The sequence below is a fragment of the Photorhabdus hainanensis genome, assembly GCF_018448965.1.
Taxonomy (GTDB): Bacteria; Pseudomonadota; Gammaproteobacteria; order Enterobacterales; family Enterobacteriaceae; genus Photorhabdus; species Photorhabdus akhurstii.
In genome coordinates this window covers 22,033-44,486 of sequence record NZ_RCWD01000031.1, presented here as the reverse complement: position 1 = coordinate 44,486, position 22,454 = coordinate 22,033, and the positions used below count along the sequence as shown (strand labels likewise).

General features: G+C 44.6%; 18 protein-coding genes. 8 read left to right on the top strand and 10 right to left on the bottom strand.

What is annotated here, in order from left to right; genetic code table 11:
• The first annotated feature begins 98 nt into the window (after positions 1–98).
• The 6 genes from EAE92_RS17405 (at position 99) to EAE92_RS17380 (ending at position 6,850) form a co-directional block, all read left to right on the top strand.
• On the top strand, positions 99–815 hold the full coding sequence (locus EAE92_RS17405; protein ID WP_214068990.1) for a fimbrial biogenesis chaperone: 717 nt from the start codon (positions 99–101) through the stop codon (positions 813–815).
• Positions 815–1,387, top strand: a complete 573-nt coding sequence (locus EAE92_RS17400) for a fimbrial protein (protein ID WP_214068989.1) — start codon at positions 815–817, stop codon at positions 1,385–1,387. The genes EAE92_RS17405 and EAE92_RS17400 overlap by 1 nt, the downstream gene beginning before the upstream one ends.
• Positions 1,388–1,489: 102 nt before the next feature.
• Complete coding sequence (locus EAE92_RS17395; protein ID WP_246545273.1) at positions 1,490–2,155, top strand: fimbrial biogenesis chaperone; 666 nt, start codon at positions 1,490–1,492, stop codon at positions 2,153–2,155.
• Between the two features lie 49 nt (positions 2,156–2,204).
• Positions 2,205–3,041, top strand: a complete 837-nt coding sequence (locus EAE92_RS17390; RefSeq protein ID WP_214068987.1) for a fimbrial biogenesis chaperone — start codon at positions 2,205–2,207, stop codon at positions 3,039–3,041.
• Positions 3,028–5,634 (top strand): fimbria/pilus outer membrane usher protein, encoded by a 2,607-nt coding sequence (locus EAE92_RS17385; protein ID WP_246545272.1) that lies wholly within the window; start codon positions 3,028–3,030, stop codon positions 5,632–5,634. The genes EAE92_RS17390 and EAE92_RS17385 overlap by 14 nt, the downstream gene beginning before the upstream one ends.
• Positions 5,618–6,850 carry a hypothetical protein gene (locus tag EAE92_RS17380; RefSeq protein WP_246545271.1) on the top strand — a complete coding sequence of 411 codons (1,233 nt, stop codon included), beginning with the start codon at positions 5,618–5,620 and terminating at the stop codon, positions 6,848–6,850. Before EAE92_RS17385 ends, EAE92_RS17380 begins: the two co-directional genes overlap by 17 nt.
• A gap of 126 nt (positions 6,851–6,976) precedes the next feature.
• On the opposite strand, the gene EAE92_RS17375 is transcribed toward EAE92_RS17380, so the two are convergent.
• The 10 genes from EAE92_RS17375 to EAE92_RS17330 form a co-directional block, all read right to left on the bottom strand.
• Positions 6,977–7,405 (bottom strand): NUDIX domain-containing protein, encoded by a 429-nt coding sequence (locus EAE92_RS17375; protein ID WP_036808346.1) that lies wholly within the window; start codon positions 7,403–7,405, stop codon positions 6,977–6,979.
• A gap of 16 nt (positions 7,406–7,421) precedes the next feature.
• Positions 7,422–8,681, bottom strand: a complete 1,260-nt coding sequence (locus EAE92_RS17370) for an adenylosuccinate synthase (RefSeq protein WP_214068986.1) — start codon at positions 8,679–8,681, stop codon at positions 7,422–7,424.
• Between the two features lie 177 nt (positions 8,682–8,858).
• Positions 8,859–9,521 carry an HAD family hydrolase gene (locus tag EAE92_RS17365; protein ID WP_214068985.1) on the bottom strand — a complete coding sequence of 221 codons (663 nt, stop codon included), beginning with the start codon at positions 9,519–9,521 and terminating at the stop codon, positions 8,859–8,861.
• Positions 9,522–9,523: 2 nt separating this feature from the next.
• The gene (locus tag EAE92_RS17360; RefSeq protein ID WP_214068984.1) at positions 9,524–10,729 is read right to left on the bottom strand and encodes a hypothetical protein; all 1,206 of its coding nucleotides are present in this window, start codon (positions 10,727–10,729) and stop codon (positions 9,524–9,526) included.
• Positions 10,730–10,731: 2 nt separating this feature from the next.
• Entirely contained in the window at positions 10,732–11,508 is a 777-nt protein-coding gene (locus EAE92_RS17355; RefSeq protein WP_214068983.1) for a HisA/HisF-related TIM barrel protein, read from the bottom strand.
• A gap of 869 nt (positions 11,509–12,377) precedes the next feature.
• Entirely contained in the window at positions 12,378–13,019 is a 642-nt protein-coding gene (gene fdoI, locus EAE92_RS17350; RefSeq protein WP_214040420.1) for a formate dehydrogenase cytochrome b556 subunit, read from the bottom strand.
• Positions 13,016–13,945 carry a formate dehydrogenase subunit beta gene (gene fdxH / locus EAE92_RS17345; RefSeq protein WP_214068982.1) on the bottom strand — a complete coding sequence of 310 codons (930 nt, stop codon included), beginning with the start codon at positions 13,943–13,945 and terminating at the stop codon, positions 13,016–13,018. The genes fdoI and fdxH overlap by 4 nt, the downstream gene beginning before the upstream one ends.
• A gap of 12 nt (positions 13,946–13,957) precedes the next feature.
• Positions 13,958–17,005: a formate dehydrogenase-N subunit alpha gene (gene fdnG / locus EAE92_RS17340; RefSeq protein ID WP_214068981.1), complete on the bottom strand. Its 3,048-nt coding sequence runs from the start codon at positions 17,003–17,005 to the stop codon at positions 13,958–13,960.
• A gap of 335 nt (positions 17,006–17,340) precedes the next feature.
• Positions 17,341–18,681: an MATE family efflux transporter gene (locus EAE92_RS17335; RefSeq protein WP_036781683.1), complete on the bottom strand. Its 1,341-nt coding sequence runs from the start codon at positions 18,679–18,681 to the stop codon at positions 17,341–17,343.
• 1,263 nt (positions 18,682–19,944) lie between these two features.
• A complete protein-coding gene (locus EAE92_RS17330) occupies positions 19,945–20,376 on the bottom strand; it encodes a bleomycin resistance protein (protein ID WP_214068980.1) in 432 nt (143 codons plus the stop codon).
• 417 nt (positions 20,377–20,793) lie between these two features.
• Between EAE92_RS17330 and tnaC the strand changes: the two genes are divergently transcribed.
• Both tnaC and tnaA read left to right on the top strand, forming a co-directional pair.
• A complete protein-coding gene (gene tnaC / locus EAE92_RS25435; protein ID WP_071647071.1) occupies positions 20,794–20,901 on the top strand; it encodes a tryptophanase leader peptide in 108 nt (35 codons plus the stop codon).
• A 124-nt stretch (positions 20,902–21,025) separates the two neighbouring features.
• Positions 21,026–22,426 carry a tryptophanase gene (tnaA, locus tag EAE92_RS17320; protein WP_214068979.1) on the top strand — a complete coding sequence of 467 codons (1,401 nt, stop codon included), beginning with the start codon at positions 21,026–21,028 and terminating at the stop codon, positions 22,424–22,426.
• Positions 22,427–22,454 lie beyond the last annotated feature (28 nt).

Genomic DNA, 22,454 nt, shown 5'->3' with positions numbered 1-22,454 from the left:
AACGCCGACAGGCGTTAGAAACACATAGCCGTGGAATTGGACAGGGAGGCCCAATTCTTACTTACGCAATACCAAACCAGACATTTTCAGGTGAGTCAGTGAAAAAATTGATGACAGCAATGATAGTGACCGCTCTGTTAGGTTGCCCGGTTATGTCCGTGCAAGCGGAAGGAGTGGGGATCAGTACTACCCGCATTATCTATCCAGCGGATAGTCACGCGACAACCGTCTCAGTGAGCAATACCAGTAAAGAGGCGGTCTATTTAATACAGGCGACAATCAGCTCTACTTTTGAGGGAGACAAGACCGCCCCATTTCTGGTGACGCCGCCCCTGTTTCGTATGGAACCAGACAGCCGGAATCAGGTGCGCATCATCAAAACTGGCCCGTCGCTGCCTGCCGACCGGGAATCCCTGTTCTGGTTTACGGCGAAGGCTATTCCGTTAAGCTCTGAATCCGATAATCGCTCCCAGCGGAATGTCTCCGGCGGAATACAGTTTGCTATAGCCAACACGATTAAGCTGATGTATCGCCCGTCGGGGTTGTCGGTTTCGCCGGAGCAGGGATTTGGTTCACTGTGCTTCAAATCGACAGCCGCAGGAATCACGATAACCAATCCGTCACCTTATTACATCACCTTAACCTCCCTAAAGGTGGGTGAACAGGAGGTGATGACGCAGCAGAAAGTGAACATGGTCTCCCCATTCTCTGACCTCTCTCTACTACTTAAAGGAGGGCATTATCCAGCCAAAGTAAGCTGGACGGTGATTAATGACCTCGGCGGAGAATCCACCTATCAAGGGGAGATACGGTGATGCGAAAACCGTGGCCCCTTATCAGACGGGCAGCACTGGCTTGCTTGTTTTGTATCGCCTCTCAGCCCGGGGGAGCGAACCCAAACACGGCGGAACTGACATTGGCTCTGACGCTGGAGCAGCCAACCTGTGAGCTTTACATGCAGACATCCCATGTCGAGTTTTCATCCGTACCACTCACCGAGGTGCAGAGCAGTACGGAACGTATCGCAGCAGCAGGCAGCAAACCTATTACGTTGGCGTTGTCAGGCTGTGCGGGATCAGCCAGAGCAGGCCGTACTCCGGCCATTAAAATAGCCGGCCCCACGTCAGAAGGCCACCCGACGCTATTTCGGGATAAAACTTCCACGGTAGCGGGAAATGTGGGATTTGGCCTGCGCTATCAATTGCCGGGAGGCGGGTTGGGGAGCTACCTAAAAAATGGCGATTATGTGAATTTGGCGCCACCGGGTAACGCCGCTAAAGAGAGTCAAATTACCTTCCAGATGGATATGCGACATGAATCCGGCACGGTTGTGCCGACTCCCGGTGAACTGACCGCGCACATTCAATTTCAATTTGATTATCACTGAGCGCAGCTCGGGCAACAGGTTTCAGGAGACGTTGTGGAAACAGGTCGAGTACGCCCAGCGCGGTACCGGTTGGTGCCATTGATGTTCTGGCTAGGGCTAGGGATGACCGGCACAGAATCCTGTCAAGCAGCCGGTATCAGCCTGAATAAAACCCGGGTGATTTTTACCCAAGGCGAGCGGGCACAAACGCTGACGGTGGTCAATACCACATCTCAGGCGTGGCTGGCGCAGGTAAGGATAACGGAAGAGCAGGAGAAAACCACTCCGGCGTTTGTGGTGACGCCGCCGCTGTTCAGGTTGGAAGCCAACAGTCAAAACAGCCTGCGTATTTTGCCAACCTTTAATCAGCCCCCCTTTCCGGCGGATCGGGAATCGCTCGGATATGTGCAGATAAACGCCCTCCCCGCAACTCAGCGGGTGACGGATGAGCCTGTTCGGGAGCGGGCGTCGATGAGTGTGGGGATGCGGATTAAGTTTTTCTGGCGACCGCGTAGCCTGTCTCTGTTGCCGGAAGAGGCGTATGGACAGCTTCGCTTTCAGTCGCAACCCGATGGCATCAAGGCGTGCAATCCCTCCCCGTATTTCTTGTCGCTGGACAGTCTCATGCTGGACGGGCGGGCGCTCGATCTGAACCGCTATCCTTCAATGATAGCGCCACAGGATTGTGTGACTTATGCCGGGCTGGTGGGTAAAAAATCGGTGAGCTGGTCGATGATTAATGATTACGGCGGGGCTTCAAACCTATCTACGGCCAGAGTGGCGCGTTAAATCCGCCATTGTTTTCTATTTTTCTACTTTTTTTCTACGGAGTTGGAGAATGAAGAGAGTCAGTGACCGGCATAGGCGGACATACTGGGAGTTAATGTTTTACTCCCTCGGTTTCGTCCTGTTGCTAGGGAATATATGCAAGGCGCAAACGATTGATAATCAAGGATTATCGTTCTCTCCGATGCAGCTTTCTTATGTGGCTAAAGATAGTCCGAGAGGTGTGACGCTCAGCATGACTAATCATACGGGGCAGAACTATCTGGTACAGGGATTTGTCAGCCCGATGGACCCTGATACCGGCCGCTTTGATACCAAAGCCGGGCAAGTTCCCCCTTTTATCGTTCTGCCGCCGTTAAAACGGGTCGAGGCTGGCGAGAAATTTTCGTTCCGTATTCGCCAGCTTGGGGGGCAATTACCTCTGGATCGGGAATCGGCTTTTGTAGTCTCTTTGCGAGCTATCCCGGGAGTTGCCGTACCGGATACCGAGGAGGCGCCGGCATTAAGTCACCAGACAAATAAAGCGTCGCAAGTGCAGGTCGCCTTACAGATGAATATTCGACTGTTTTATCGTCCTCAAGGCGTGCCCGCTCGGGATAACGCCACGGTGGCTAAACAGGTGAAATTTTCTATTCATGGGACGCAGTTGCGGGTGGAAAATCCTACGCCCTATTTTCTGACCTTTTCTACCCTGAAAGTAGGCACTCAACAGGCAGATGATCACATACGTCAGGCAATGGTGCCCCCGAAAGGCATACAAAGCTATTTGTTTCAAAGCTATTCGTTTCAAACCCGTTCGTTTCAAACCCATTCGTTTACCGCCGGAGTACAGGGGCCATTGGTCTGGCGTTTTCCCGGCGACAGTCAGGATCGCCATGTTCCGTTATAACGCGTCCTCATCTACAGGCAATGACCGGCTCTGTCCTATATATGTATGCCTGCTATGCTCATTGACGGCGACAACCTTGCCCACCTCCGCGCGGGAATACTTTAATCCCGCTTTCCTGATGGGAACGGCGGGGGAACTGGAGCATATTGATCTTTCGGTGTATGAAAACGCGGGTTATGTCGCACCGGGACACTATCTGGTGGATGTCTACATGAACCAGAATAAGGTGGGTAATCGCGAAATTGAATTTAGATTGGTCAACGACCATTTGCAACCGGTGTTAACGGTTGCACAGCTCGAAGAGTATGGGGTCAATATTCGCGGATTACCGGCTTTTCAGGGAAAAGCGGGCGGCAGCCCTACCACGGATCTGACGAAACAGATCCCACACGCCAGCGCGATATTGGATTTCGCCCGTTTGCGTCTGGACATCAGTGTTCCTCAGGCGGCTATGCAGCCCCGCCATTCTGGGATGGTCGATCCGTCACTGTGGGATAACGGGATACCGGCCTTTTTGATCAACTACACCGTTAACGGTTCGGAGGGGCGTTATGACGGTGAGGAAACCGGCGGCGGATCACGTTCCCGCAACCTGTTTGCCTCTTTTCGTAATGGATTGAATCTGGGGCCGTGGCGTCTGCGCAGTACGCAAACTTACAGTTACAATCGCCAGCGCAATAAAGGGGCTTCCGGTTTTTCCCCCTCTACACAGATTCGATGGCAGATGAGTAATACCTATTTGCAACGTCATGTGCAGTCACTGCGCAGTGAGTTTACCGCCGGTGAAACCTATACCGGTGGGGATATTTTTGACAGTATCCCGTTGCGTGGCATGAAATTGGCTTCTGAGGAGGCTATGTTGCCTGAAAATCAGCGTGGTTTTGCCCCGGAGATAACCGGCGTGGCTAGCTCCAATGCGCAGGTGACTGTATCCCAGAATGGTTATACCGTGTATCAAACCACGGTGGCGCCGGGGCCGTTTCGTTTCACCGACCTGTACACCACCGGGGATTCTGGCGACCTCACGGTTACAATCAAAGAGGAAGATGGCAGTACTCGTGTCTCCACCCTCGCTTCTTCATCGGTCCCGATGATGCAGCGTCCCGGCGGCATTAAATATGAGTTAACGGCCGGTCAATATCACGGCGGCAACCTCACCGATGGCAGCCGTTCCCCGGTATTCGCTTTGGGCACCTTGGTTTATGGTTTGCCGCACAATATCACCTTGTACGGCGGGGGATTGGTGGCAGGCAACTACCAGTCGGGTGTAATAGGCTCGGGCGTGTCACTGGGGGCATTAGGCGCACTGTCTGCGGATGTGACTTTTGCTCGTGCCCAGTTACAAGGGGCTAAGGGTCAGGAAAATAACCGGCAACAGGGCCAGGTTTATCGGGTGAAATATGCCAAGAACGTGATCAGTACCGGCACCAGTATTGATCTGGCGGCCTATCGCTATTCCACTCAGCATTATTACAGTTTCAGTGATGTTAATAGCATGGGGTACAACCTGAATGAGTATCAGGTCCCGTGGGCGCTTGACCGACTCCAAAGCACCTGGCAGGTGAACCTGCATCAAACGCTGGGACGTTGGGGCGGTCTCTACGTCTCCGGGACGCGTAGCGATTATTGGAATGGCCGTACCGACAACAATCTGAATTTGGGTTATAACGCGATGCTGATGGGGATCAGTTATAACCTGAGTTATAACATTTATCGTATGGAAGGGGCTGGCAACTGGTCGGAGAATCGTCAGGTGTCATTCAATATGCAGGTCCCGCTCAGTCTCTTTGGTTCATCGTCTGCGCTACGGGGCGTTTACACCCGTTATACAGCCTCGCGCGACTCGCAGGGCAACCTCACTCAGCAGGCCGGGATCAGTGGCATGTTATGGGATAATCGCTTGAATTATAACCTCCAGCAAGGTTGGGGGAACAGCGGCCAGCAAAACAGCCGGGCCTTGTCTCTGAGTTATCAGGGCAGTCAGGGAAACGTTAATCTTGGCTACAATGACAGCGCAAATAGCTATCACTTCACCTATGGTGCTGCCGGCGCCCTCCTAATCCATCCTTACGGCATGACGCTATCACGTTCACTGGGTGATGAAGCGGTGCTGGTCCGCGCGCCCGGTGCGAAAGGGGTGACGGTCGGTGACGGCAACGTGCAGACTGACTGGCGTGGCTACGCCGTACTGCCGGGCGGATCGGTTTACCAAAAAAATACTATCAATCTGGACCCCTCCACCCTGCCGGAAGGGATCGATATTGACCAGACCAGCAAGAACGTTTATCCGACCAGAGGAGCAGTGACGTTGGCAAATTATCAGGTTCGTTCAGGCAGCCAGTTACTGTTGACGTTGATACATCATGGCAAACCCGTGCCTTTTGGCGCTATTGCGACGCTGGAAGAGAACGCCGCTCAGGTCGGCAGCGGCATTGTGGGCGATAACGGCCGGGTTTATCTCAGTGGTATGCCCCCTGCCGGTCATGTGAAAGTTAAATGGGGAAACGGGGCAAATCAACAATGTACCACCCGTTATCAGGCGCCGTCCGATACACCCGGGCAACTGGTGCAGGCCGATGCCGTATGTCTGTAAGCGTTACCTTCATGTGGGCAGCCTGACTGATGTGCCCGATAAGCAATTTGGAGAGAGAAGAATGTTAAAAACTGAACGTTTGTGGGGCGGTAGTGTAGAAAATTCCGTCTCAACCTTCATCGGCTTGTGGGTATTATTGCTCTTTTTATTGACCACTTTGCCACTCCAGGCGGCAGAGAGTTATCAGGACTGTGAGATTGAACTGGTGCAAATGGTTCGTAATGTCACCGGTTATGCAATGGCGCCAAATAACAAAAATAAGCGTGATTACTCACGGGATGAGATAGTCGGTTATACCACCAGCGGCCCTCTTAATTGGTCGACAACCTGTCGTGTCCCCACCGGGACCCAGTTTATGGCCTACACAGTGGGATCGGGAACGCGTCCATTGATCTCTTCGTCGTCACCGAGTAGTGTCCGGGTAGGAAAAGTCGGCGACTTTATGGTTGATATCGGACAATCTTCATTCTCCTGCCAAACGCATGGTTTACCCGGTACCTATCAATCGGCCAGTTTGGTTAAGGGGAATACCAGCGTCAACATTCCATGTGTTCCAGATGCCAACGGTCTGGTTGATGTCGCTATCCGTACCGTGACAGGGGCAATTTACCCGGACAGTGACGGTAATTTCAATGTGAAGGCCGGAGGCGTTCCCCTGTCAGTTGGCGCGATCGGCTGGACTCCTGCGTCCATATCGGGTTCTAACGGCATGCTGAAATCCCTATGGACCACGGTTATTCTCTCACCAGTTAAAAAGCCATCCACCTGTGCGGTTGTCCTGACCCCTTCATCGGTGGATTGGGGCACGGTGAAAAGAGCCGGTAAACAGGCGGGAGACCCACTGGCGTCGGCCAGACAGATAGGGATAAACAGCACCTGTTCCGGCGATGACGCTGTATTCCAAAATTCACGCCTACTTTACCGAATCGATGGGCCATTCGTGCCGGGTAAACCGAATGCGTTAGCTTCCTCAATAGCGGAAGTTGCCTTTGTGTTTTCCGATGCCGCCAACAAACCCTTATCTCTCGGTACCGGGCACAGAGGCGAAGGAGAGAACGCAAGATACGTTAAACGGGGAGACGATAGCTATACCGCATCAACACAACTGTCTGTGGTACCGATTTTGTTGAGGACTGATGGCGCCGGAGGGCGAGCCAGCGCCGTAGCGGTTATTTCCGTGTGGTCGGATGTTAATTTTGTCGAACCCTCTGCTTAGGGCCGGAAATTTGCCGAAAGGTTTGGTGACGATGTTGTTTTTTATTTCACAGAAGCACCGATTTTAAGCACAGGTGCTTCTGTGTTTATTAGAACGTTAATTAGGTACAGTATTTGCTATACCGTATTAACCCCGCATTTCGGTTATCTCTATTTCTTTATCAAAGCGTAAATGCTCATCGGCTGCCATTGGAATCAACCAACGTAAGTTATAGATCACATTATCGGGTAATGAATTTGTTTCATAGATATTGACGATCTCTTTTTCGATAGAATTGACAGAATAGACACGATCATCATACATATAGAGAAAATTTACCTGATAAACGTCAGGGCGAGTTAATACCGTAAATAATCGCCACTCTTCAGGCCGTGTTTCAATGCCGGCTTCTTCAGCAAATTCCCTTGCCATTGCCTGTTGAGGGCTTTCACCAGCTTCTATTTTTCCACCAACCCCGTTGAGCTTCCCTTTTTGCCAACTGGGTTGTAATTTTGAAATCAGGGAGACATGTTTTTTATCTTTAGAAAACATAAACCCTGTTACATAGTTAATCATTATTTTCTCCACACTTTTATTTCATGACTAATGTCTGATTTCTGTCTGGCCCATAGGAAATATATTTAATTGGGATACCAGCATACTCTTGAATAAAAGCTAAGAAGTCAATCAGTTCAATAGGCAGTTCTGTTAAATGTGTATATGATGAGTTAAGTTCGCTCCAGGATTTAAATGTTTTATAGATAGGTTTAGCTCTATCGAGCTGCAATAATGCGTCATCGCAGCAGACGAGTTTATCATCAATTTCATAGGCAACAGCGACTTTTATTTCATGTAAACCAGCAAGAACATCAACATTCGTTATGGCGAGTTCTGTTACGCCATTGAGTTTCACCGCATGTTTAATCAGGGATAAGTCCAACCAGCCACAGCGCCTTGGTCTTTTTGAAACGGTGCCATACTCGTTTCCACGTTCTCGAATATAATCAGCCTGTTCTGTCAATAATTCGGTGGGGAATGGCCCGTTGCCGACACGGATCATATAAGATTTCATCACTCCGACAATATGCATTTTCTGTGCCGGTATGCCTATCATGGCAAAGCAGGTTTGCACTAGTGTCTGATATGCTACGGTATAAGGGTAAGTACCAAAACTATTATCTAAGAAAGTGGCTTGTGATGTTTCAAGTAAAACATCTTCTCCCGAATTAAGTAAATCACCGATAATTTCATTAGTGAACGTGAAATAAGGCTCTATCTTCTTGCCATATTGATGAGTTGCCTCTAACATCTCTTCAAAATCTAATGTGGTTTGTGTATTAAAAACATGGTTGATTTGTTTTTCTCTGATATTCCAAAGGAATTCTAATTTACTTCTTAATTTTTCTTTATCTAACGTATCAATAAGCCGAATGCCATGACGATTGGTTTTGTCTTCAACACAGGCCCCGACACCGACACCAACTGAGCCTATTTTCTGCTTACCTTTATATTTTTCTGACGCTCGATTTAACTCAGAGTGTAATGGTAAGACGATATGGCAGCGCGGATCGATAAATATATTAGAATCAATGTTTTCTTTTTGTATAAAATCGATCTCTTTAATCAGAACCGGAAGACTGATTAGAGCACCTTGGCAGATATATAAATTCTTTTTGTTGAGTGAAGCTGGTAATTGAGAAAAGGAGCCTCTTAGATTACCATGTTGCACACAATGACCTGCGTTAGCGCCGCCATTGAATCGAGCAATGTTATTGATGTTGCTAGATAAATAGTCAACAAATTTTCCTTTACCTTCATCTCCAAATTGGAGTCCAACTACAGCAATTAACATGAATCTATTCCTTAATTATTTATTGGTTTACTCTAAATAATAGTTAAATAGTCCATTTTTGTTTATCTTTTTTAGGATAAATAATCTGCTCTTTTAAAACCAATTTTATAAATATATATTCATACTTCATTATAAATTATCACTTTTTTCATCCGATTATTTTGAATAATCTATTTATTACTGTTTATGAACTAAGGAGTCAGCTATTAATAACGCTTCACTTAATGTATCAACAATAGGAACACCGGCAGCTTCAAGGCTGACACGGCTGTGGGTTCCTCCGGTATAAAGAATGGCATGAGTTCCTGCGGCTAATGCGGCAATGGCGTCATCGGTAGCGTCCCCAATAACCACACTTTGCTCAGGAGAAACATTGAGTTTTTTGAGATGATTAGCTAATTGCTCTGATTTGCCGGTGGTCAATAATGGCGTATTTCTGCCATCTATTTGAGTAAAGAATTTACCAATACCATGATTATCAAGCATAGGGACCAGTTCATGATGTTCCATCAGTGAACATAATGACTGAGTTGCCCCTGTTTCATAACGGGAGGCGAGGAGTTGACTCACACCGTCCGTTAAACTGGCTTTCTGAATACCCGGGCGATAGTGAAAATTAAATATTTTTCCGATCACTGACCATTCAGAAGATGAAGGTTCACGGCCAATCACTTGTTTATAGAAAGTTTGTACTGGAACACAATAATGTTCCCGATATTGTTCCAGCGTCAGCGGTTCAATACCAATTTCTGCCAGTGCAAAATTGGTTGCGCTCAGTGAAACATTGACATCATTAAGTAATGTGCCATTCCAATCCCAAATAATGTGTGCTGTTGTCATAATCAGTTAACTCCCCCTTTTCCAAACTCATTTTTGTGTGCTGAACATTCAGGGCATTGATATGCCAGGGTTTTAAATGCATCGATTGGCTGTTCATAATTCAGCGGTGTTTGTGCTTTTAGATTTAATAAAAAACGCAATAATTTGGCTGCCCATGTTGAGTCTGTCAGGGTGTCATGAAGAACAGACAATAAACTGTATGAATAGGCAACCCAATCCGCCGTGGTTGTCTGAGCATATTTATCATCAGCGAAGGGCTGATTGACTAAACGATTCAGGGCTTGATGATGCCTGAAACACCAAGGCGTCAATACATCTAAAGTTTCAGGGCTGAATACACGATCGGTATGCCCATAAACGCGGGTACGTAATAATTTTTCCCAATGCAGTTCGACGGCGCGGGCCTTCGGACGTTGCCCAGTTTGGGCCATGACCAGATCTACTGCCTGACGTAAGGTGTCGCCTGTTCCGCAATTATCATCGATGATTGTTACCGTTTGCTCTGATGGAATATGGCGTCCCCAGAGATGGTTGCTCTTGCAAGCTGTATCATCGTAACGTGAGACTTTTACTAAATTGAGGTCACTATCCCATGCTGCGGCTGTGACTGCCGCCGCCGCTGATCCTCCTAACATGATGCCAACAACAGAGGCGTTGGGACATTTGTCAATTTGGGCTGCGGCCAAAGTTAACAGATGATTATCCCCTTCAATAAACGATCTTGGCACTTTGTGTTCCGTAGATGAAGGCAATGTCAGGTCATGGATCGGAGAGGGTGAAAAAGTAAATGCTGTACCCATCAGCGTTGAGCTGACGACTTTTGCGCACTCTTTGATCCCATCGATGAATGGCACAATATCTTCGTTAACCATCTGCGGAGAGCTTAATAAGCTATCAACAATTCTGAGCAATTTCGCCAGGCTATGATCGGCCAAGATATATTTTGATGGGGCGGTACACAGCTTATCGCTACACTCAAGTTGAGAGATGTATTCTGTGTAATATTTCGCCGTCATCAGTAGCTCGTGACAAGGTTTTTGTTCGTAATAGGCAGTACCGCGGGAACCCACGAATGCGGGCTTCTCTGTGAGTAAGCCGGGTAGCGCCATCACTTCTTTCGTTAAATAGCGTGTTTCAGGCACGCTACGCAATTCGCCCAGTAAACCAATAGAACGAAGATCCAAAGCAGGAGATAAATATTCAGGCATATTTAGCGTCTCGATGATTGCGTTGCAGCAAGGGCATCTTCGAGAGGAACCTTACCAATATGTAGAGCTTGACCAAGAATTGCGCCTTCGACACCGATAGAGGACAGATCTGCTAAAGCGCGAAGATCATCCAGGCTTGATACTCCACCGCCGGCAATAACGGGTGATGACGTTTTCGCACAGACTTCCTGTAATAATGTGAAGTTTGGCGAACTCATCATGCCTCCCCGCTCAACATCGGTGACGACGTAGCGTTGACAACCCTGTTTATCAAGGCGCTCAAGAATATCCCAGAGATTGCCCTTGCTGACATTCCATCCATGCGTTGCCAGTTGATAACCTTCTGATGTGCTTTTTACATCCAGAGCAATGGCAATCTTATCGCCATATTCGGCAATGGCTCGGGCGCACCAATCGGGATTTTCTAATGCCGCGGTCCCTAAATTAACTCGTTGGCATCCAGTTGCTAATACTTTGCGCAAGATGGTTTCGTCTCTGATTCCGCCACAGACCTGTACGTTAATGTTGACCGCGGCCAGAACATCAGCAATAAGATGACTGTTGGAGCCTCGTCCTGATGCAGCATCAAGATCAACAACATGTATCCATTTTGCTCCGGCGTTTTGCCAGGCGAGCGCTACTTCGGCCGGAGTGCCTAAAGGTCGCCGTAATGTGGGGCTTTCACCACGGGTTAATCGAATGGCGGAATTTGATGTCATTGCTATTCCGTCAACAATATCTACAGAGGGAAATATCTCGAATGTTTCCTTACTTATCATTGAATGCATCCTAATTAATTATTTAAAAATTAATAACGATTGTGACTAATGCGATTGCAGCTTGTAACGTAATGAACAAATATGTCTTTTATTTCTTTAAGAATAAACAGATTAAATAATAAACCTATTAATTTAATGATCTCAATAACCGTTCACTGATTCATAATAGTGGAAAGAAAAAATTTCTCAATACGGTTATTAGCTAAATATAGCAATTTGGATAACTTTGTTCAGTTAGTAAATCTTATATTTACTTAAGAAGAGTTAATTTGGTGATAGATAAACAGCGATTCAGCTTAAATATATAAAGAGGGAATTCTGTTAATGTCGTCAGGAAGAATTTAATTGTCTAAAATAATATAGATCTGTTTTTTTGATTAATGTTTTCAATATATGCTGATTTATTTTAAATAACTGTATTTAATTTTTTTATTTTGGTGGTTAATTATGATTATGATGAAAATATAATTTCAGCTAATTGATAATAGTAACGATAATCAATATATAATTACATGCAATTTATTCTAGATAATTATTTGTTTATATTATGTAAGCATATTTTATCGAGGATTTCTACAAATGTTTTCTTATTATCAATAATGATAATTATTATAATAATATAGTTTCGTCTGGGGTTATATGGCTACATATTATCAATTATATTGATTGTAATATCCAGAATGGGAATTTAGCTGATTCGCAATATAATACTATTTGGATAAGGGGATTTGTTGGTGATTTTTATATGTGGTTCTACGTGATGGGATTATATTTCCACATTAATTGGAGAGATAATTAAGAGTAAATAATTAAGACATCGTACTGCCGAATAAACGCAACCTGTTGTCAGGCTGCGTTCCGATTGAACACTAAGGATTCGTCTTATCTTGTTTCGCTTTCTGACGGATTTCTCTATACCAGCGAGGATGATGTTTCTTCGCCCAGCCACGAGTTACCCAACCTTCGACCATTGCCCGAATAGAGCCTTTTACCCAAAATGCGGCATAGACATGTATCATAATCAGCAGGATCAGGCCAATTCCAGCCAGAGAGTGCGCCAGAAGCGCAAGTCGGATCAGGGGGATAGAGAAGAAATCGGCAAAATAGGGGCGCCAGATAATCACACCACTGATAGCCAATAAAATCAGGCAACCACTGATAGACCAGTAAATTCCTTTTTGACCCAAATTGTATTGGCCGATATCGCCAGCCTCCTCATTTCTGATGATTTTATGGATGTTTTTCAGCCAAACAAGATCTTCTTTATCGATAAAGTTATGTTTGAAGTATCTTAAAAACATAAAGATAAATAAGAAAAACATGGCTGAACCAAGAAATGGATGCAGTATCCGTGCTAACTGTGGCGTACCGAATATATTCATCAGCCAGTTAAAAGAGGGAAAAAAGAATCCTAATCCGCTGATGCCGGTAAACAGAAAGCAGAGGACGACTGACCAGTGATTTATTCGTTCAATCGGTGAGTAGCGGAGAATCGTATCTTTTTTCTTCATGACAGTTTCTCCTCGTTTGTGGATTGATCAGCCATTTCATCATCTTGTCTGGCATGCTCTTCGTCTTGTTCGTTGGTTCGATTTGGACCAATGCCGACATAATGGAAAATACTGGCGGCGAATGTTGCAGCGAAACCCACGGCGGCTAGCGGCTTCCAGATGCCTTTCCAGAAGGTCACGGTTGAGCTGATGGTTGGATTATCAGGTAGACCGTGATAAAGCTGAGGTTTGTCTGCATGATGCAAAACATACATCACATGCGTCCCCCCAACCCCTTGCGGATCGTATAAACCCGCGTTCTGATAACCGCGACCTTTGAGTTCCGTTACCCGTTCGGAGGCCAGATTTTTCATATCCTCTTTGGTGCCGAAATGAATGGCGCCGGTCGGACAAGTTTTTACACAGGCGGGTTCCTGGCCGACGCCAACGCGGTCAACACACAGAGTACATTTATATGCCCGATTGTCTTCTTTATTGATCCTTGGCACATTGAACGGACAGCCTGCGATACAGTAACCACAGCCGATACAGTGCTCTGACTGGAAATCCACAATGCCATTGGCATACTGAATAATCGCACCTGTAGAGGGACACGCTTTCAAACAGCCCGGGTCAGCACAGTGCATACAACCATCTTTACGGATAAGCCACTCCAGTTTGCCGTGCTCTTCTACTTCGGAGAAGCGCATCACAGTCCATGATTTAGCCGTCAGATCGGTGGGGTTGTCATAAACGCCAACATTAAAGCCTACTTCGTCGCGAATATCGTTCCATTCTGAACAGGCCACCTGACAGGCTTTACAGCCAATACAGGTGGTAACATCGATCAGCTTTGCCACTTCTTCTTGATGATCACGGGCACGTGGTGCCGGGGTAAAGGAATGCGTGGCGGATTGACGAATAATATCTTGAGATTGCATTGCCATAATTCGCTCCTATTACACCTTTTCGATGTTGACCAAAAATGCCTTGTATTCCGGTGTATGCGCGTTGGCGTCACCGACGGAAGGTGTGAGAGTATTTGCCAGAAAGCCTTTTCGGGTTACTCCGGCAAAACCCCAGTGACAAGGAATACCAACGGTTTCAATTTGCTTACCGTTAATGGTCAGTTGCTGAATTCGCTTGGTGACAACCGCCTTGGCTTTGATAAAACCGCGTTTGGAAGACACTTTGACTTCATCACCCTGAACAATGCCTTTTTCTGCCGCCAATTTTTCACCGATTTCAATAAATTGTTCGGGCTGGACGACGGCGTTGAGTTGGGCATGTTTTGTCCAGTGACGGAACAGTTCAGTGATGGAATAGGTCGTTGCGACATAAGGGAATTCGTTGGCTTCTCCCATATAAGCAATGTCGGAACTAAAGATCCGCGCAACTGGGTTGGAGATAACATTCGGATGAAGTGGATTGGTGCCGATCGGTGATTCAATCGGCTCATAATGTTCAGGGAATGGCCCATCAGCCATTTTATCGATGGAAAACAGGCGGGCTACTCCCTCTGGTTGCATGATGAACGGCCCGACGCGGCTTCCCGGTTCAGCATTGTTGTAATCAACAACATCAAAGCCATGCCATCTATTGCCATCCCATTTAATCAGTTCACGATTTGGGTCCCAAGGCTTGCCTTGTGGATCAACTGAAGCTCGGTTGTAGAGTACTCGGCGGTTTTGCGGCCATGCCCAAGCCCAACCCGGCGTACAGCCCAGACCGGATGGATCGGCGTTATCGCGGCGCGCCATCTGATTGCCTTGTTCGGTCCAACAACCGCTGTAGATCCAGCATAAGCTGAATGTGGAACCATCATCTTTTAGTTGAGAAAAGCTGGAAAGTTGCTGTCCTTTTTTCAGAATGATATTGCCGTTTTCATCTTTAATATCAGTTAATGCTTTACCATTGGCTTCACGGGCAACTTCTTCCGGTGTCGGATCTTCCGGGTTTTGATAATCCCATGACAGATTCATAATAGGTTCCGCGTAAGCACCCCCTTCTTCACGATAAAGTTTGCGCAGACGTCGCAGCAATTTGCCAAGAATTTTACCGTCATGCAGCGCTTCTCCCGGCGGCTGTGCGCCAGCCCAGTGCCATTGCAGCCAACGGCCTGAATTAACAATCGATCCATTTTCTTCGGCAAAGCAGGAGGAGGGCAGGCGAAAAACCTCAGTTTGAATATCAGCCGGATTGACATCATTCATCTCGCCGTGGTTTTGCCAGAAGTTAGAGGATTCCGTGATCAACGGGTCGATCACCACCAAATATTTTAATTTAGCCAGTGCTCTGCTGGATTTATTTTTATCCGGGAATGCCGCTAATGGGTTAAAACCCTGAACGATGTAGCCGTTCATTTTGCCTTGAGTCATTAACTCAGCTTGCGCCATGATATCGTAGCTTTTATCCCATTTGGGCAGCCAATCGTAACCCCAGTCATTTTCTGCGGTAGCGTGTTCGCCCCAGAAACCTTTTAATAAGCTGATAAAGAAATTTGGCGTGTTTTTCCAGTAGTTCACCTGATTGGCAACCAAGGTTTTTGGTGTTGTTTGCGCCAGATAAGTTGCCAGATTCTCTTGTTTCTCATTTGGCAGAGGCAGATAGCCGGGCAGATTCAGTGACAGCAAACCAAGATCACTGTAACCCTGAATATTCGAGTGACCGCGCAATGCGTTAACTCCACCGCCCGGCATGCCTACGTTTCCTAACAGTAACTGAACCATTGCCGCGGCGCGGATAATTTGAGCGCCGCCGGTGTGGTGAGTCCAACCCAGTGCGTAGAGAATAGTTGCGGTACGATGGGTTACGGCGGTAGTTGCCAGTTGGGAACAGATATAGAGGAAATCGGCTTTTGACGTGCCGCACAAATTGGAAACTTGTTCAGGGGTATAGCGTTCAACGTGATTTTTCAGTAGGTTCCAGACACAGCGTGGGTGAGATAGCGTGTCATCCCGTTTAGCATACCCCTGTTCATCGGTTTCGTAATGCCATGAGGATTTGTCATAGCTCTTGGTATCTGGATCAAAGCCGCTGAATAGGCCATCTACAAACTGATAATCTTCTCGAATAATCAAACAGGCATTGGTGTAAGCCTTAACATATTCGAATTGGATTTTGTTGTTGAACATCAGATATCGGATCACGCCCAGTAAGAACGCGGTATCTGAACCGGCCCGAATCGGCGCGTAGAAATCGGCTACAGCGGCACTGCGGTTGAAGCGAGGATCAACCACGATCACTTGAGCGTTGTTTTTAATTTTTGCTTCAATAACCCACTTGAAACCGACTGGGTGGGCTTCAGCGGCGTTTCCCCCCATGATCAGAACAACGTTGGCGTTTTTGATATCTACCCAGTTATTGGTCATGGCGCCTCGGCCAAACGTTGGCCCCAGGGCGGAAACCGTTGGGCCGTGGCAAAGGCGAGCCTGACAATCGATAGCGATCATGCCTAATGCGCGGGTGAATTTCTGGTCGAGAATACCGGTTTCATTACTGGCTGCGGAGGAGCAGAGCATACCCGTTGTTAGCCAGCGGTTAACGGTGACGTTGTTTTCATTCTTTTCAACAAAGTTGGCGTCACGGTCATCTTTCATCAAACGGGCAATGCGTTCAATGGCGTCATTCCAACTGATGCGTTGCCATTTATCCGAACCCGCGGCACGGTATTCAGGGTAATGAAGGCGGTTTTTACTGCGAATATAATCGAGTACTCCGGCTCCTTTCGGACACAACGAGCCTCGACTGACTGGGTGATCGGGATCACCTTCGATATGAAAAATGTTCTCTTTGGCATTTTTTGCACCATCCCCTAGGCTGTACATTAAAATGCCACAACCAACGGAACAATAAGTGCAGTTATTACGAATTTCACGCGAGCGCAGTAGTTTGTACTGACGAGTTTCAGCCAACGCAACGGATGGAGCGAATCCTAGCGCGGCGACTGTTGTTCCCGCCATACCTCCCGCGCAGATCTTGAAGAAAGCTCTTCTGCTGACCTGCATCGGTCTTCTCCTTATTTTTTTGAATGACGACATTGCTTTACTTTTGATGCAATAACACATTGACGAATCAAGCGAAATTGCCTTCATAGCCCGGCTCGTTTGTCAATCAAAACACTCCTGGGTATCAAGGAGAACCCACTGCATTGATGAGTTGTAAACTACCTGAGGTTATCAGCCAATAATAGCACCAGTCAGTTTCTGAGAAACCTCTTATATAAATTGACAAGAGGCGCCCATTGGGAATGGGGCCTCTTATTGTGGGAGTTTAGCAGGAAAATAAATGATTTTAGGGCAGTTGGTGGAATGGTTATTTTAACTATCCACAATTGTGATAATTAAATATCGAGTCGTTTAGTTTGCCATTTTTTTGATTTCCAACGCCAGATATTAGTCAGCCCACGTAGCCATTCATCACAGAAGAAACCGATCCAAATACCTAAAATGCCCATTTCCATTTTGATCCCTAAAAAGTATCCCACTGGAATAGCAATACACCACATAAAGAATATGGCCGCATATAGAGGGAAACGAGCATCGCCGGAAGCGCGTAATGCGTTCACCATAACGATATTCGCGGTACGGATTGGCTCCAGAAAAACAGACAGCAAGAATAGCGGCAACAACAGCTTGATAATGGCTTCATCTTGCGTCAGGAAATGCAGAATCGGCATTCTGAACAGCCAGAAAGCGGCGACCACGCCAATAGTGACGATACAGCCAATTTTCAGACTATTAAGGCCACGAATATAAGCATCTTCAAACCGCTTAGCGCCGACCAGATGGCCGACCATAATTTCGTTGCCAATGCTGACGGAAATGCCAAACAACATCACAAACAGCGATAGCTGGAAATAGAGAGTTTGTGCTGCCAATGGAATTTCACCCATTAATCCGATGAATGCTATGGCTGCCATATATTGCAGTATCCATACCAAGTTTTCCCCTGCCGCAGGTAAACCGATATATAAGATCTTGCCCAACATACTTTTTGACCAGCGCAGGAAACCGGCCAGCGTAAATTTGATCCGCAGGCCATAACTGAGCAGGCAGAATAGTAGGATCACGGCAACAATCCGGCCAAAGACCGTAGACCAGGCAACCCCTTCCAGACCATATTGAGGTAATCCGAAGAAACCATATAGGACGATCATATTACCTAGCACTGTCAGCAAGTTAGCAATCAAAGTAACATACATCGCCGCTTTTGATTTCCCATAAACCCGCAAACAAGCAGCCAGAATAATCGAAATAGCTTCGGGGATCAGACAGATGCCGAGAATGTGCAGATAGTTAAAACCATCTTCCATCAGATGTTCCGGCATATTCATGATCTGCAAGAGCTTATAGCCGAAGAAGATAGTAATCAGCGCACAGCTAAACCCAAGCAAGAAGTTGAATGCAATAGAAATATGGATCGCCTGGCTGGCTTTATCCCGTTTTCCGGCGCCAATATATTGAGCAATGACAACACTGCATCCAACACTGATAAAGTTGAAGATAGTGATAAACAGATCAAATACCTGATTACCTACAGCCATAGCGGCCAGATAAGAAGTAGAAACATGGCTCACCATATAAGTGTTAATTAATAAAGTGGCCAGATGAAGGAGAATATCAATAAAAATCGGCCAGCTTAATGAAAAGAGCGAACGCTCAGTAACATCAGTTTGATGCATTTGAAAAACCTGCTTATTGAAAAAGGTAAATGAATTATTTCTTGAGATGCCGCATACTCAGGAAATATTTAAGCATTGTACATGGTTTATTTATCCGTTGACAGAGATGAAATAAAGAAAGATAAAAAAATGAATTCTGTAATTGGATTTGTTGTGCCTGAACAACTCTTTGTGGTGCGAATTAAATAACGAACAACGATCATCATAAGGGGAATGATTAGCAGTAAATATCAGCGCTGCTATTTGCCAGATATGTTAGCGAAATTGATAAATTTTTGCCGAATATGTTGTACAAGGTGGATGTGGAATCTGAGAACCAAATGGTTTTGTATTGTCGAAATAAGGTTGCTAAATTTAGCGCCTATTTTTTCCGCTGGGGATGCATATACTGTGGCTACAGCACTATTAATACATTTAGTGAGTATAGTGTATTTGTTGTAAGGAAATGTAGGTCAAAAGGTAAATAAATTTGATTGTAAATAATTAAGATATTTAAATGATTTCTTGAATTGGTAAAAAATTTAAACGCCAATTTTTAAAAATATTTTATATAATTTCTTTAATTTATTATTAGTATTTGTGAGATATCAACTGTGTAGTTATGGATATCTTAACATGCTTATTAAATCATTAGATAACTTTATTCAAATATTGTTTCTAGTTTAATGTTGATGAATAATTTTATTGGGTGATGAGATGTTTAGAATCTGGTTGTTCAATTTTTTTCGATAACTTAAATGATTTATCAACGAAGTGATAGAAAAATTTTCGCGGTTAAATTTTGCTCTATAATTAATTTAAAGGAGTAGAATATAAGGAAATGAAAATATACCATTCAGCGAGGTGATATGATGATAAATAGACTACAACACCAGTTACTTTGGACCCTTTTAACGTTAACTTTCTTTTCTGCTTTTTCTACATCTATCCATGCTTGTATATTGTACCCGCACTTTCCTATATGTGCGGCAAAATGCGTTATTTTTTCATCTCATACTGCAACATGTATTATCGGTTCTCAAGCTCCTAATCGTTTAACTTCTGATTATCCAATGCCTATTTTATCTGAAAAAAGTCGTTAATCGAAAGTAGAATTCTATTGATATTCAGTTGGTATAATGATTGTGTTATGCGAAATTCCACCTCTTTTTTTCCTATTTTCCGCCCTTTTAATAAAGGGCGGGCTTTTGTTTATGGATTAAAAATAGAATAAATTGGAGGGTATATTTCAGCTATTAAAGTCATTGGCTAAGGCTATTTAAATTAATACGCCATTATATTTTCTATGAATTGGCTGAAACGTAGCAAATAGCCATCAGGATCTTGCACAAGAAACTCTCGTTGACATGCAATGACTTCATCAATACGGTAATGATTATCTTTAACCTCTCGATAAAGTTTGATGTTATTAGCTTTTAAGTTGTGCAGTAAAGGCGCTAAATCATCAACTTCAATCTGAAAATTCACCCCCCTCCCAAGAGGATAATTTAATGAGGCTGTGTTCCAGCCATCATCATGTAACGCTTCAAGCATGAGTTGTGCTTCACCAAGTGCTAAGTATGCAAAATCTGGATTATCTCGTCGAATAAGCAACTGGAAGCCGAGAATTCTTTGATAAAAATCCAGAGATAGAGAGAAGTCAGTAACAGTAAGTTCCGGGACCATTCGATTCCAATAGGGTTTATGTTGTTCCATATGTTATCCTATATTCAATAATATCTATTTTATTATATGAGAATAGATTAATTTTATCCAGAATGAGAATATTGTAGTTTAATGAATTAAATAGTAATAGATCTAATAAAGCTATTTTTTATTCCTGAAAAAACTTAGTAAATAATGCTATTAATTTTTACGTTATTTAACTTGATTTTTTTAAGCTTCTATGGGGTGGTTTGCTGTGTTAATAATTTATTTAATTGATGGTGCTTAATTGCATTGTTATATTTATTAAACTAAATTTATTATCTGTTTTTCTTGTTGATTTATATGATTCATTAAGTCGAATTCATATGTAAAATTATATTTATGATGTTTTTATTTTTGTGGAATTGGTCACGGATAATTTAAATATTATCTATATCTTAATAGTTGATTTTAATCAGGGAATAAATGCATTTTATGATTTCTATATTTTTACGTTATTATTTTATTTGTTCTTGTAATATGCAAGCATGGTTTAATGTCGATCACCGTATTTCTCATTTTTTCCCTGATTAGCTGTTCTGGTTATATTTAAAATTACATCTTGTAATCACTACATTTATTCTGGCGTATTTCTGTCTGTTCTTGGAAATTTGTCTGAATTATGCGGTATAGCCAACTATTGGATAAAAAAATATATATGAAACGTATTCCAGAACCTTTCCGTATTAAAATGGTAGAAAATATTCGCATGACTACTCGTGCCGAACGTGAAAAAGCATTAGCAGAGGCCGGGTATAATCCATTCTTATTACCCAGTGACGCGGTTTATATTGACTTGCTGACAGATTCCGGTACCGGAGCAATGAGTGATCGTCAGTGGGCGGGGATGATGATGGGGGATGAAGCTTATGCAGGTTCCCGTAACTATTATCATCTATGTGATAAAGTTAATGAATTAATTGGTTATCAATATACTATTCCGACTCATCAAGGGCGCGGCGCAGAACAAATCTTATTCCCGACATTAATTGCCCGTAAAAAAGCGCAAGGTGGGGCAAAGCATCCGGTCTTTATTTCTAATTTCCATTTTGATACGACAGCGGCTCATGTTGAATTAAATGGAGCGAAAGCGATTAATGTCGTCACATCAAAAGCCTTTGATACAACCACTTATTATGATTGGAAAGGCGATTTTGATATTGATGAATTGCAAAAAACGATAGCAGAACATGGCGCTGATAATGTTGTCGCGATTATTACAACGGTTACCTGTAATAGTTCCGGCGGTCAGCCCATCTCTCTCGCTAATATGAAAGCCGTGTATGAGATTGCAAAGCAATATAATATTCCTGTGGTGATTGATTCAGCTCGTTTTTGTGAGAATGCTTGGTTTATTAAGCAAAGAGAGAAGGGGTATGAAAATAAATCCGTTAAACAGATCGTTAAAGAGATGTATCAATATGGCGATATGTTAACAATGTCGGCTAAAAAAGATCCTTTGGTTAATATTGGCGGTCTTTGCTGTTTCCGTGATGATGAAGATCTGTTTAATGAAGTGCGTACTCGTTGTGTGCCAATGGAAGGCTTTGTTACTTATGGCGGTCTTGCCGGGCGCGATATGGCGGCACTGGCAATTGGTCTTGAAGAGGGGATGAATGAAGATTATCTGGCATATCGTATTAATCAGGTGGCTTATTTAGGTGACAGATTAAGAGAGGCTGGTATTCCTATTCAATATCCAACCGGTGGTCATGCTGTATTTGTTGATGCTAAATTATTATTACCACATATTCCGGGGGAACAATTCCCGGCTCATGCACTGAATAATGCATTATATTTGGAGGCGGGAATAAGAAGTGTGGAAATTGGTTCTTTGTTATTAGGGCGTGATCCAGAAACCGGAAAACAGAAACCATCACCAATGGAACTTTTGCGATTAACTATTCCTCGTCGTGTTTATACTAATGATCATATGGATTATGTTGTAGAAGCCTTTATTTCCTTGAAGGAGAAATTTTCTCAGATTAAAGGATTAACTTTTACTTATGAACCATCCGTATTACGTCATTTCGTTGCAAGATTAAAACCAATTAAATAATAAAGATCGGGATGCTTCTTGTTGAAAA